The sequence below is a fragment of the Leuconostoc sp. LN180020 genome (genome assembly GCF_014844115.1).
In the GTDB taxonomy this organism is placed as follows: Bacteria; Bacillota; Bacilli; order Lactobacillales; family Lactobacillaceae; genus Leuconostoc; species Leuconostoc citreum.
In genome coordinates, this window is the sequence record NZ_CP039736.1 from 1,217,379 (window position 1) to 1,230,873 (window position 13,495).

The 13,495-nt window shown below is 39.4% G+C and carries 12 protein-coding genes; 9 read left to right on the top strand and 3 right to left on the bottom strand.

All coding sequences use genetic code 11. The features are described 5' to 3' along the window. Window positions 1-15: 15 nt before the first annotated feature. Complete coding sequence (locus FAZ25_RS06235; protein ID WP_100665989.1) at window positions 16-414, bottom strand: ribonuclease HI family protein; 399 nt, start codon at window positions 412-414, stop codon at window positions 16-18. A 146-nt stretch (window positions 415-560) separates the two neighbouring features. On the opposite strand from FAZ25_RS06235, the gene FAZ25_RS06240 reads away from it, so the two are divergent. The 6 genes from FAZ25_RS06240 (at window position 561) to FAZ25_RS06265 (ending at window position 6,377) form a co-directional block, all read left to right on the top strand. Further along, window positions 561-962 carry an EbsA family protein gene (locus tag FAZ25_RS06240; RefSeq protein WP_004900977.1) on the top strand — a complete coding sequence of 134 codons (402 nt, stop codon included), beginning with the start codon at window positions 561-563 and terminating at the stop codon, window positions 960-962. After that, window positions 940-1,863 carry an RluA family pseudouridine synthase gene (locus FAZ25_RS06245; protein WP_100665987.1) on the top strand — a complete coding sequence of 308 codons (924 nt, stop codon included), beginning with the start codon at window positions 940-942 and terminating at the stop codon, window positions 1,861-1,863. Before FAZ25_RS06240 ends, FAZ25_RS06245 begins: the two co-directional genes overlap by 23 nt. Before the next feature lie 62 nt (window positions 1,864-1,925). After that, window positions 1,926-2,453: a bifunctional pyr operon transcriptional regulator/uracil phosphoribosyltransferase PyrR gene (gene pyrR, locus FAZ25_RS06250; RefSeq protein ID WP_004900970.1), complete on the top strand. Its 528-nt coding sequence runs from the start codon at window positions 1,926-1,928 to the stop codon at window positions 2,451-2,453. Window positions 2,454-2,511: 58 nt separating this feature from the next. Next, window positions 2,512-3,597, top strand: a complete 1,086-nt coding sequence (locus FAZ25_RS06255) for a carbamoyl phosphate synthase small subunit (protein ID WP_186727990.1) — start codon at window positions 2,512-2,514, stop codon at window positions 3,595-3,597. Continuing rightward, window positions 3,572-6,094, top strand: a complete 2,523-nt coding sequence (locus FAZ25_RS06260; RefSeq protein ID WP_100665985.1) for an ATP-grasp domain-containing protein — start codon at window positions 3,572-3,574, stop codon at window positions 6,092-6,094. The genes FAZ25_RS06255 and FAZ25_RS06260 overlap by 26 nt, the downstream gene beginning before the upstream one ends. Next, complete coding sequence (locus FAZ25_RS06265; RefSeq protein ID WP_004904731.1) at window positions 6,081-6,377, top strand: hypothetical protein; 297 nt, start codon at window positions 6,081-6,083, stop codon at window positions 6,375-6,377. The genes FAZ25_RS06260 and FAZ25_RS06265 overlap by 14 nt, the downstream gene beginning before the upstream one ends. A gap of 38 nt (window positions 6,378-6,415) precedes the next feature. On the opposite strand, the gene FAZ25_RS06270 is transcribed toward FAZ25_RS06265, so the two are convergent. After that, entirely contained in the window at window positions 6,416-7,657 is a 1,242-nt protein-coding gene (locus FAZ25_RS06270; protein WP_146983393.1) for a multidrug efflux MFS transporter, read from the bottom strand. Window positions 7,658-7,867: 210 nt separating this feature from the next. Here FAZ25_RS06270 and FAZ25_RS06275 point away from each other — a divergent pair, with 210 nt between their 5' ends. Together FAZ25_RS06275 and dtd are read left to right on the top strand one after the other, a co-directional pair. Next, entirely contained in the window at window positions 7,868-10,105 is a 2,238-nt protein-coding gene (locus tag FAZ25_RS06275; RefSeq protein ID WP_040177090.1) for a bifunctional (p)ppGpp synthetase/guanosine-3',5'-bis(diphosphate) 3'-pyrophosphohydrolase, read from the top strand. A 16-nt stretch (window positions 10,106-10,121) separates the two neighbouring features. After that, window positions 10,122-10,571, top strand: coding sequence for a D-aminoacyl-tRNA deacylase (gene dtd / locus FAZ25_RS06280; protein ID WP_192269262.1), 450 nt, complete (start codon window positions 10,122-10,124; stop codon window positions 10,569-10,571). Window positions 10,572-10,600: 29 nt separating this feature from the next. Here dtd and plsY read toward each other — a convergent pair whose 3' ends face one another. Next, window positions 10,601-11,212 (bottom strand): glycerol-3-phosphate 1-O-acyltransferase PlsY, encoded by a 612-nt coding sequence (plsY, locus tag FAZ25_RS06285; protein ID WP_012305301.1) that lies wholly within the window; start codon window positions 11,210-11,212, stop codon window positions 10,601-10,603. A gap of 203 nt (window positions 11,213-11,415) precedes the next feature. Between plsY and parE the strand changes: the two genes are divergently transcribed. Beyond that, the gene (parE, locus tag FAZ25_RS06290; RefSeq protein ID WP_192269265.1) at window positions 11,416-13,479 is read left to right on the top strand and encodes a DNA topoisomerase IV subunit B; all 2,064 of its coding nucleotides are present in this window, start codon (window positions 11,416-11,418) and stop codon (window positions 13,477-13,479) included. Window positions 13,480-13,495: the final 16 nt, after the last annotated feature.

The following is a 13,495-nucleotide window of genomic DNA, read 5'->3' on the forward strand; positions in this document are numbered from 1 at the left end:
AACGTCCTTCATCGTTTATGAGGGACGTTTATTTTTTTTTAATGCCTGTAGTGCCATATAATGGGCACCATGGTTTTCTTTTTCTGGTAACCACTGACTAATAACCAAAGAATAGGGTGTCAATAATTGAATAATTTCTTCTAATAAGGGCTGATAGTGCTTAGCGTATTTTTTATCAAGACTGTCAATTAATATTTTTGAGTCACTAAATATTCTGATGGTTTCCGATGTTTCAGCCACCTTAACTTTTTTTAAAGCCCAAATTAAAGCAAGAAATTCAGCTTCATGATTATCTGTCGTATAAAATAAGTTTGATTTTATTTGCTGCTGTTGTTTATGGTGTATCGAGACTGCGCCACCGGCACTGATACCACTTTGAGGCTCTCGTGCAGCGTCGACATAAAGGGTTAACATATTGTTGATTTCTCCAAAACTAAGATTTATTGTGCGCTGTTTTCATAGAAATGAGATTTATAGGATAGCGCATTTCATGGTAAAATAATATAGTAACAATATATGATACAGCGCGGTATTAATCAAATCGTGTGAGGGGTGAAATTATGATACCAAAAAGAGGCTTTTTTCAACCTTTGAATACAACAGGCCAGATTGGCTGGCTATGGTGGTTTATCTTATTAATGATTGGCTTGATTGTTTGGAGCGAAATGTCATTTAAATTAGATATAATCCCAATCGGCTATATTGTCATTATCTTACTTTTAAGCGTAGTGATGATTGTGCGTCGTCGTATCTACATTGCGGGGCCGCAATTATTTTTAGGTCGCATGTTTGTCTCCGAATATGAAAAAATTTCACTTGCGACAGTGCATAATTGGCAGCTCAACGGGCATATACTGTCTTTTACAAGAGCGGGCCGTGCACGTAAATATTGGTTAAGCCAAAATATAGCAGATCAAATTAAGGAATACATGAATACGCATGACGGAAAAGATCACTCTTGAAATTACAAATGAAACTGGTCGAATTGATGCAGTTCTAGCTAAAAAATCATTACCTTATTCGCGTACAGTACTCGCTGAATGGCTTCAAGATGGCCACATAGTGGTTAATCAAACGCAGGTGAAACGTTCGTATAAGGTCAATAGTGGCGATCTGATAACCATATTACCACCAGCCGTTCAAAATACTGAAATTATAGCTGAAAATATGCCATTAGATATTATCTATGAAGACAATGATTTATTAGTTGTTAACAAACCACAAGGAATGGTTGTCCATCCAGCAGCTGGGCATACGAGTGGCACGCTAGTTAACGCCTTACTATACCATGCGCCTTTATCAACAATTAATGGTAGCTTTAGACCTGGTATTGTGCATCGGATTGACCGTGACACAAGTGGTTTATTGATGGTAGCTAAAAATGACAAAGCACATCAAGCGTTGTCTGAACAACTCAAAGCCCATAAAAACGAACGTATCTATTATGCATTGGTTCGGGGTGAATTCTCTGAAGATTCAGGCACAATTAATGCGCCGTTAGCGCGGCATAAAGTTGATCGCAAAAAGCAAGCTGTTCAAGCTGGTGGGCGAGAGGCAATAACGCATTTTGAGGTTGTCACAAGGTATGTTGGCTATACACTTTTGAAAATACGGTTAGAGACTGGTCGTACGCATCAAATACGTGTCCATATGACTTATATTGGCCATCCAATTATTGGCGATCCTGTGTATGGTTCAGCGCAAAAACTACCACACGTGACTTTAAATGGACAAATGTTGCATGCAAAAACACTATCTTTAACACAACCGACCACAGGTGAATTGTTAACATTTGATAGTGAGTTGCCGAGTTATTTTACAAAAGCTTTAGCAACTTTAATTCCGATAATTCAGCACGACTAATTTTTACTAGGAGGATAAATATATGGTGAATATTTTTTCACTGTATATGTACAATAATCATTATGACAAACAAAGAAGTTTTAGATAATGCATCTTTACAACGTGCGTTAACACGTATTACTTATGAAATTATTGAACGCAATAAGGGTGGGCAGGACTTAGTACTGGTCGGTATTAAAACACGCGGTGAGTTCCTAGCGCATCGTATTGCTAACCGTCTTGAACAGCTCGAAGGGGTTAAAATCCCTGTCATGGCAATTGATATTACTAATTTTCGTGACGATGTATTAAACCACGATGACAGTTTGGGTTTGAACGATGAAGAAAAAACTAACATTGCCGATAAAAATATCGTTTTGATTGATGATGTACTGTTTACTGGTCGTACAATTCGGGCAGCTTTGGATGCTTTAATTCATATTGGGCGTCCCAATACAATAGCTTTAGCTGTTCTTGTTGACCGTGGCCACCGAGAATTACCTATTCGTGCTGACTTTGTAGGAAAAAATATCCCAACTGCACAGAACGAAAAAATTAAAGTCTTGGTGCAAGAAATCGATGGCAGAGATGCTGTTGAAATCGTACATTAACAGGAGAAAGTTGGACTAATCATTTTATAATGAAGGGACCAGCAAAGTATAAAACATGATGCAACGTCACTTAATTCTTGAAGATGGTAGGGTATTTCAAGGCCTAGGGTTTGGTGCACCAGCCACCACCTTCGGCGAAATTATTTTTCATACGGCCATGACAGGCTACCAAGAAATCATCACTGACCCAATTTATGATGGGCAAATGATTGTTTTTGCTATGCCTGTTGTTGGTGCTTCTGGGATACATGCTGAGGCATATGAATCCGTTAAGCCGACAATTCGCGGCATGGTCGTTCATGATTTAGCTGAGGTATCCGTTAATCGCCAGCGTCGTATGAACTTAGATCGCTTTTTGAAGCAACATAACATTCCAGGGCTTTATCAAGTAGATACACGTCAGCTTATTCGTCACTTACGTGAAACTGGGCCACAAAAAGCCACCATTGTCGATTTTGCTGATGAACATGCAGTCGATCAACTCGTCGCAACGGTGTTAACAAACAAGCAAGTGCAAAATACGGCAACGCCAAAACCATATGCTAACCCCGGACGTGGTCGTCATATTGTTGTCATTGATTTTGGTTTGAAGCATGGTATTTTGCGTATGTTAGGTGATTACGATGCTAATGTTTCTGTGTTGCCATACACGACTAGTGTTGAAGAAGTGTTAACATTAGATCCAGATGGTATTATTTTATCTACTGGCCCTGGAGATCCGCGAACCTTACCTGAAAGTGTGTTGACTCTAATTCGTGTCTTACAAACGAAAGCGCCACTTCTGGGTATAGGCCTAGGACATGAGTTATTTGCTCTAGCTAATGGTGCTGAACTTAAACCATTACCTTCGGAACATCATGGTATGAATCATCCAATTCAAGAAATTATTTCACGACAAATATTTTATGCAATGCAGGGGCAGGGTTACGCAGTGGATGATCAAACAATTGATCGCAAAAAACTATTTGTCACCTATCGTGACTTAGTAGATGGCGCGGTTCAAGGATTAAGGCATCGTGAATTTCCAGCATTTAGTGTGCAGTTTTTCCCAGACGCTGCTCCTGGACCGCTTGAAGCAACTGCTGTCTTTGCGGACTTTTTTGAAACGGTAGAAGATTATGTCGAACACTATAACCAACAATAAAATTAAAAAGCTGTTATTCATTGGTTCCGGTGCTAATAATTTTGGTCAAGAAGCTGAGCATGACGCTGCGATTTATCAGGTTATGCCAGAGCTTAGAGGACACGGTATTGATGTTTTTGTAATTGATGAAAATCCTTACGCACTGTCACTAGAAAGTCTTGCGGCAAAAACATTTTGGCAGCCCTTAACAGTACATAATATTAAGAAAATCATTCGTGATGAAGCAATTGATACAGTTGTTCCTTTATTTGGTGGTGATGTCTCATTGCGATTATGGGCTGATGTCGTACAAAGTTGGTCTCACGGAGATGGCAATGTACCGAATACACTTGGCTTGAACATTGACATGTTATTAAAAGTTAATAATTTGCCAGCCTTAACCGATTTTATGGCAAAAAACGGCTTACCAGTGATTAATAATTATGTTTTAAAAGCGCAAGATGAAGCTAATGAATTATTAAGGACGTTACATTTGCCTTTGATGGTCAGGGCATTACACCCCAATCAAAATAATACGCGTCATATTGTGGAGCGTTTGGATGAATTTGAAGACACCATTAATTTAGCCAAATCACAATCCGTTACGCAAGAGGTAATTATTTCTAGAGCGATTAACGGTCTCAAAGAGATTAGTCTAGAAATTCTCAGAGACGTGCGCGGCAATAAGATGCAAATTGGGGCAAGTGAGGATATGGATCCAATTGGTATTCATACTGCTGATTCATTAAGTGTGTCACCAATACTAACCGTTCAAGATCAACTCATTAGCCAAATGAGAGATTATGCTTTTAGAATTGCGGATATGCTGCAACTTCAAGGTGTTATGCATGTACAGTTTGCCATAGATGATGATGACCGCGAAATATACATCATTAAGGTGTCACCCTATATTGATCAAATGGCGACGCGCATGGCGTTAGCGACTGGGTACCCAACGATGCTAGTGGCGATAAACTTAGCTATGGGTATACCTCTAGAAGACATTAAACTACCACATAACTTTGGCACAAATACTGCTATGATGGAACCAATGATGGATCATGTTGTTGTCAAATTACCAGTATTTCCTTTTGGTGAATTAGCAGAAGCAGGCATCGACGTTAATCGGCAATTAAATAGTGTGCAGAAATCAGTTGGTTCAACGCTGGGATTTGGACGTACATTTATTGAAGCACTTGAAAAAGCGATTCGGTCAGCACATTTTAATAATGCCAGTTTTTCGCCAACTAATATGGCTCACATTAATGATGATGAGTTGATACAACAGCTCATTCATCCACAAGATAATCGGGTACTATTGTTAATTGAAGCAATTAAAAGAGGCTATGAAATCGACGAACTAGCAGAATTGACAGCAATTGATGAATTCTATTTTCATCAGTTACAGCATCTGCATAAGTTGGAATCTGAAATTGAATCAGATATTGATAGCATTACTTCGTTGCGCCGTGGAAAAAAATACGGTTTGTCAGACGGTTTGATTGCACGTTTTTGGCATACCGACTTCAATATTATTAGAACACTAGCAAAAGAAAACGATATTCGTGTCACTTATAAAGCAGTTGAGCCATCTGCGGGTGAATTTCCTGAAAATGCACGTCAGTACTATGCGACATATGAATCAGAAAACGAATCAATTCAAATTGATCAACGCGCCGTTTTAGTGATCGGTTCTGGTGCTTTTCGTATGGGTGATGCTGCTTCAGCGGGTTATGCGACTGCCATCACAATGTCTGAATTAAGACGGCTGCAATATCCGACAATTATTATGAATAATAATCCAAGCGACGCGACATTACTACCACACTTGGCTGATAAACAATATTTAGAGCCATTGGAAATATCAGATGTCATGAAAGTTGTTGAACTAGAGTCGCCACAAGCAATTGTGATTCCAGGTAACCGACGTAAACTTATTAACGCGTTACGTGATTTGAATCAGCGAGTGATTGTATTGCCAAAAGAAAAACATATGCCTGATGGACCAAATGACCGACAATCAGAATTTGCGCTTAACTTTTTCTTTGATGGGCAAAATCGATACCTGATTAATGTGACACAACATTTGGCGGGTGAGATGCGTATCATTGCACACCCAACAACGCTCTCTGATGAAATATTGGCTATGCCGCTTGATAATCCTGGTGTTTATCAGGTGATTTGGTACCAAGATACGGTTCGTTGGCAAAAACAAATACATTTGTCGACAATAGGAAATGGTGGCTCCTGGCTAAGGCCGATGCCGTATGGTCAGATTGCTTACTTGACAAAAATTATGCAGGTGCCTTGGATAAGATTGACAATTCGTGCGGGATTAAATGAACTCACGACACAAGACTATGAATTACTTGAAAATGCTGATAGCATGCGTGCCAGTGAGCGATTGAGTATGATCAGTGCTGATGTCAATTACCAGTTACATTTGCAACCAACTGACGTGATTGACGGTACTAAATTTGAAGTAGGTGTGGGAGTTTACGATTATGGGAAAGAATAGTAAATATGAGACGCACTTATTTTCAGGCGTTGTTGTAACACAAAACTTGTCAGGGCAGTACTTACCAAAGCAGGATGCAAAACCTAATTTTTGGCGAACTGGGAAGCATACAAAAGGTCATTTCACAACAATAGGTCAAGTTTTTTTAACTGAAAATGGCCAAGCTGTGGCAGTTTTGTCGATGCAGCAGTTGGCTTTTAATCAACGTCATAATTATACGCCACTGCAACGTTGGACATCGGCTTCAGTCGATATGCAGTATCTCAATCAGTGGCTAACCTAAATAAAAAAAGCGTTTCCTTTCAAAAGGAAACGCTTTTTTTATTTGATGTCTGCTGTTTCTGTCTTGCGTCGTGTTGTGATATTGAACAAAACTGCATTAAGTATGATAATTAGGGCACTGACAATAAAAATACCGCGATAATCAAACAAACTTGCAATAATTGCACCAATCATGGGACCCATAACCGATCCTAAAGATTGAAAACTTTGATTATAACTAAAAATACGGCTTGTCATTTCTGTTGGCGAGTTTTTCGATAATAATGTCTGTATGGCTGGTAACATTGTGGCATCGCTAATACCAACAATGAATCTGAGTAACATTAGCATACTAATACTGGTGACAAATGCTGTCGGAATAAAAGCGATTACAGCAATCATAAAGCCAATTTTTATCATACGTTCAGTGCCTACACGATCACCCAAGCGACCAAATGGCGGTGCTGCAATCACTGTTGCAATACCAGGCATAGCGGCCACAATACCGGCCATGAATGTCGTATTCGTTGCATTATGCATCAGCTCTCGAACAAATAAACTAATAATTGGATTAATAGATGTGTTAACGGTTTGCACTAACATTGTTGTCACAAATAAGCCAACAATGAATTGTTTATTTGGTAAACCGGCCCATAACACCTTAGTTGAAGACTTTGCTACTGTTAGCGAGACGGGGCGTGCTTCTTCTTTGACTAAGCACAAAGTAAGGATAAATACTAGGAATAGAATAATGCCAGTAATATGAAATGATGTGCGATAACTAAAAAATGTGGCCAATACACCGCCAAAAAATGGGCCAATTAAATTACCAGCAGTCATTCCAGTTACTAAAATGCCAAGGGCCTTACCAGCGTGTTGTTTAGGTGTTTGTGTTGCAACTAATGCGTTAGCATTGGAAATGAAACCACCCATTGCACCTTGCAGTGCACGCAACAATAACAGTTCCCAAACATTGGTCACATTCCCCATCAGAAACAATACAATTGACATACCAAATGCGGCACGCAGTAACATGAGTTTTCGACCTTTGCGGTCAGCTAATTTACCCCAAAAGGGCGAGACAACGGCTGTGACCAGAAAAGAAATAGCAAAAACAGCGCCTGAATAAAGACTTAAGGCGTCTTTATTGAAATGGCCTAAAGTGTCGATATATAAGGACAAGAAAGGCATGACTTCACTCAGTGCAACACCTGTCATAAAAACGCCAAACCATAATACAAAGACATTACGTTGCCAAAGTGTGTTCTCGGATTCCGCTGGTTCTTGATCATTTTCAGACATCAGCAACCTCCTTTATGAAAAATTGATATTACTAGTGTATGCTTATTTGTAAAAATATGCACGTTATAAGACATAGGTTGTGAAAATATTAAAAATTTATTATAATTATACTACGTATAAAAACGTCATAAGGCATGCTGCGGTTCGTGAAACAGTGGTGTGTCTTCCGGAAGTTGTGAAGGGAAAAGTGCGTTAAGCACAAGTATATATATGGCAAAAACAAAAAAATATTCAGGACAAGAAGTGTTAGACATGGTGTCGCATTACATGACTGAATCAGATGCCCTTAAGGTCAAGGCGGCTTATGAATGGGCTGCTGATTTACACAAGGCACAATTACGTAAATCAGGCGAACCTTATATTATTCATCCGATACAAGTTGCTGGCATTTTGGCTGAGTTACGTATGGACACAGCAACAGTTATATCAGGATATTTACATGATGTTGTGGAAGATACAACTGCGACGTTGGCCGATGTTGAAGATAAGTTTGGGACGACAATTGCACAAATTATTGATGGCGTAACTAAGATCAGTAAAATTCAATATCAAAATTCACAAGAGCAATTAGCAGAAAATCATCGTAAATTGTTGTTAGCCATGTCCAAGGACATTCGTGTAATTATTGTTAAGCTTGCTGATCGACTGCATAACATGAGAACTTTAGGAGCCTTACGTGAAGAAAAGCGTCGCAGAATTGCAAGTGAAACCTTAGACATTTACGCGCCATTAGCTGATCGATTAGGTATTAGCACGATTAAGTGGGAACTTGAAGATTTGTCATTGAGTTACCTTGATCCCGATAAATATCATAGTATTGCTTCACAAATGAACATGAAGCGTGATGAGCGTATTCGCTATGTTGAAGAAGCCGTGCGTGAAATTAATGATGCGATTAAAGATTTAGAATTAGATAATGTCAGTGTTTATGGTCGACCAAAGCATATTTATTCAATTTATCGAAAAATGACCGATAAACATAAAGCCTTTGAAGAAATTTATGACTTATCGGCTGTGCGCGTATTGACTGATACTATTCCAGATACTTATGCGGTGTTAGGGGCTATCCATTCCCAATGGATGCCTTTGCCTGGCCGATTCAAAGATTATATTGCTTTGCCAAAAGCCAATGGTTATCAAAGTTTGCACACGACAGTTATTGGCCCTGGTGGTCGACCTTTGGAAGTTCAGATTAGAACGCATCATATGCATGAAGTCGCTGAATATGGTGTGGCTGCGCATTGGGCCTACAAGAAAAATAAGGGTTCAAATAAAGAAGTTAAAGTCGTTGATAAAAATGAACAAACGCTTAATGTTATTCAAGGTATTTTGGAATTACAAGAGGACGCTAAAAATGCGGAAGATTTCATGGATGGTGTACAAGGGGACTTGTTCAGTGACCGCGTTTATGCTTTTACCCCCAAAGGGGATGTCTTTGAATTAGCTAAAGGTGCAGGACCGCTTGATATGGCTTTTTCCATTCACACGAATGTTGGGATTAAAACCACTGGTGCGAAAGTTAATGGTCGGATTGTGCCACTAGATTATAAAATTAAAACTGGGGATATTATCGAAATTATTACCAGTGCAACAGCCAAACCAAGCCGTGATTGGTTAGATTTAGTTTCAACTCGGCGCGCTCGTAATAAAATTAAGCAATATTTCAAGCAACTAAACCGTAACGACAATATCGAGGCTGGGCGAGAGCTGCTTTTGCGGAACTTAAGAGAAACCGGTTTCGAACCTAATCAGGTCATGACCACTGATAAACTCACGCAGACAGCAGAAACATTACATTACCATGCGTATGACGATATGTTAGCAGCGATTGGCTACGGAGATGTAGCGGCACCAGGTGTAGCTAATAAGTTGACTGAAGAGATTCGTGAGGCACAGCAAGCAGCCCAAACGGCAGAATTACAGCGTGAATTACTTGAAGAAGGGCACGAGATTAAGCGTGTTGAGACAGCATTAACACAGCGACAAAAAGCTTCAGCTGATGATATTGTGATTGCTGGCGTTGATAATTTATTGGTTCGTTTAGGTCGCTGCTGTACACCAGTCCCAGGTGACCCTGTCAAAGGCTATATCACTAAGGGACGCGGTATTTCAGTGCATCGTCTGGGTTGTCCTAATATTCGTGCAGCAGAAATACAAGGCCAACGCTTAGTTGATGTGCAATGGGAAGATGAATCAGGCCTTAAGCCTAATTATGACGCTGATTTGACGGTTCATGGTGAAAACCGAAATGGTTTGTTGAACGATGTCTTACGATCCATTAATAGCCGGACACGCTATGTTAATTCAGTTAATGGTCATGCGACTAAGAATGGTATGGCGCAAGTGTCACTGTCCATCGGTGTTAAAAATACAGAGCAGTTAACAGCGATTATGGATGCGTTAAATAACCTACCCGCTGTTTATGATGTTGAGCGGACGTTTCATTGATAAAGGAGTTATTTGAATGAAAGTAGTGTTGCAACGTGTGAAGTCTGCACAAGTAACGATTGATAACCAGATTGTTGGTGCGATTAAGCAAGGATACGTTTTATTGGTAGGTATTGAGAATACAGATACAGCAGAAGATATAATGTATCTTGTCCGTAAAATTAGTCAGTTACGTGTCTTTGAAGATGAATCGGGCCGTATGAACTTAAGTATTCAAGATATTGAGGGCACATTTTTATCGATTTCGCAATTCACTTTACTTGCTAATACTAAAAAAGGTAATAGACCAAGCTTCACAGGTGCTGGCGATCCTGTCTTTGCAGAAAAATTATACGCTAATTTTAATGACCAACTAAAATTGTATTCTGGATTAGATGTTGAGACAGGACAATTTGGTGCAGACATGGCAGTCTCTTTGGTAAATGATGGTCCTGTTACAATTTTGTTTGATACGCATCAAAAATAAAAAACCGATAGACAATAGCTATCGGTTTTTTATTTTTTTTTGTGCAGATAATGGTAAAGGCCAAAAGGTACAGTGCTTTCTGTTCCATGAATAATGCGAGAAATATTAGCGCGGTGGCGATAAAAGACAAAAATTGTTAAAGCAACTGCCACAACAGTGAGTACCATATCATGATAATAAAAAGATACGATAACAGCTATACTGAAGCCGACCATTGAACTGACGGAAACCATTGAAGTGAGTAATAACATAACGATGAAAACAGTGGCAATTAAACAAAAAAATTGCGGATTATATGCTAACAAAACACCAGCAGAGGTGGCTACGGCTTTCCCACCTTTAAATTTAATCCATATAGAAAATGTATGACCGATGACGGCTACTAAACCAACTAACATGGGATTAATTGTGCTGTTAAACGCTAACGGTAATAAACCTGCAGCCGTACCCTTTAGTAAATCCAAAACCAAGGTCATTATACCTGCAACAGGGCCCAAAACGCGAAATGAGTTAGTGGTGCCGATGTTGCCGGAACCTTCATCACGGATGTCCTTGTGATAAAATAGTTTGCCAATCCAAAATCCTGGTACCATGGCGCCTAGGAAGTATGACAAAACGAACATTAATACGATTGAAATCATAATTAGAACTCCTCATAATTGTGCCTAAACACAAAGTTAATTCTAACATAAATCATAATAGTAAAGGGGGTAACTTAATTAAAATAAAATATTTCTACTTGTCAGAATCCTTTTTTTAATCTATGATAATATAGATTGACGCATGAAATCGAACAATTGTTCAATTGTGTTATGTTTTAAATTAAGAAAGTTAAAGAGTATTCATGGCAGAAAAAAATCACTATGATTCAGATTCGATAAAAATATTAGAAGGATTAGAAGCTGTTCGTAAACGACCTGGTATGTATATTGGGTCAACTGATGGTCGTGGTTTGCACCATTTGGTTTATGAAATTGTTGATAACGCAGTAGATGAGGCCTTAGGCGGTTACGGTAACGAAATTCGAGTGACGATTCACGACAATAATGCAATTACTGTGCAGGATTTTGGTCGCGGTATGCCGGTTGGCATGCATGAATCCGGTAAGCCAACACCAGAAGTTATTTTGACGGTGTTACATGCTGGTGGTAAGTTTGGTCAGGGTGGTTACGCGACATCTGGTGGTTTGCATGGTGTCGGTTCTTCAGTAGTAAACGCCTTGTCTGAAAGTTTGCAAGTAACAATTATTCGTGATGGGCATCAATGGCAAGAAGACTTTATTGATGGTGGGCAGCCTGTAGGGACACTGCGTGATTTAGGTGCAACGAAAGCTAAATCAGGCACCACCGTGACATTTAAGCCTGATCCATCAATATTTAGTGCCACAGTATATAAGTATGATACATTATCTGAACGTTTAAGAGAATCCGCTTTCCTCATGTCAGGGGTTAAGTTTATTTTAACTGACGAACGCGTGTCACCTGCTCGTGTAGAAACTTATCATTATGAGAAGGGACTTGAGTCCTTTGTTAATTTTCTAAATGAAGACAAAGAAACAATTGGACCGGTTATGACCTTTGAAGGGCAACAAGAAGGTTTAGTTGTTGATGTTGCAGCGCAATATAATGATGGTTACTCTGAAACATTGCTATCTTTTGTTAATAATGTGCGGACACAAGATGGTGGCACACACGAAGTTGGTTTTAGAACTGCCTGGACCAAAGCTTTCAATGAATATGCGCGTAAGGTTAACCTCTTAAAAGAAAAAGATAAAAATTTAGAAGGTAGCGATGTCCGTGAAGGCTTGTCTGCCGTTATTTCTTTGCGTGTGCCAGAACAATTCTTACAATTTGAAGGTCAAACAAAGGATAAGCTAGGTACGCCAGAGGCCCGTGGCATTGTTGATGCTGTTGTTAACGAAACTTTAGGTCGTTTCTTAATGGAAAATGGCGATTTTGGTCAAAATATCATTCGTAAAGCTGTTCGTGCGCGTGAGGCACGCGAAGCAGCGCGTAAAGCTCGTGATGAGAGCCGAACGGGTAAAACAAAGGGCCAAAAAGATCGTCTATTATCTGGTAAATTAGCCCCTGCACAATCGAAAAATGCCGCTCGCAATGAGTTATTTCTTGTAGAGGGTGATTCAGCCGGCGGCTCGGCAAAACAGGGACGAGATCGTAAGTTTCAAGCTATCTTACCTTTACGGGGGAAAGTATTAAACACAGAGAAGGCTAAGTTAGCCGATATCTTAAAAAACGAAGAAATATCGACTCTGATTTATGCAATTGGTGGTGGTGTTGGACCTGATTTTAAAGTTGAAGATACGGCTTTTAATAAAATTATTATTATGACTGATGCGGATGATGATGGTGCGCATATTCAAACACTGCTATTAACCTTTTTCTACAAATATATGCGACCATTGATTGAAGCTGGGCGTGTTTATATTGCATTACCACCGCTTTACCGTGTTAAATATGCATCAAAAAAATTCGAAGATCAATTTGCTTGGACAAATGATGAACTTGAGAGCATTACGAGTCAAAATGATGCCCGTTATGAATTAACACGGTTTAAAGGACTAGGTGAAATGAACGCCCCATTACTATGGGAAACAACCATGAATCCAGAGACAAGAACATTGATTAGGGTTAAAATTGATGATGCTGTGTTGGCTGAGAAACGTGTGACAACGTTGATGGGTGATAAAGTTGAACCACGACGTGATTGGATTGAAGCCAACGTTCATTTTACAATGGACGAAGCAGGTTCTATCCTAGACAACGTTGATGGTGATAAGGAAAGTTCGACAGCTGTATTTGAAAAAATACGACAGAATGAGAAGGGGTATACTACTACCTCTGAAACAGCTGAACCAATTATTACGACTTGGCGTGATAAAAATAATTAGTTTGCTCACGCGGTTG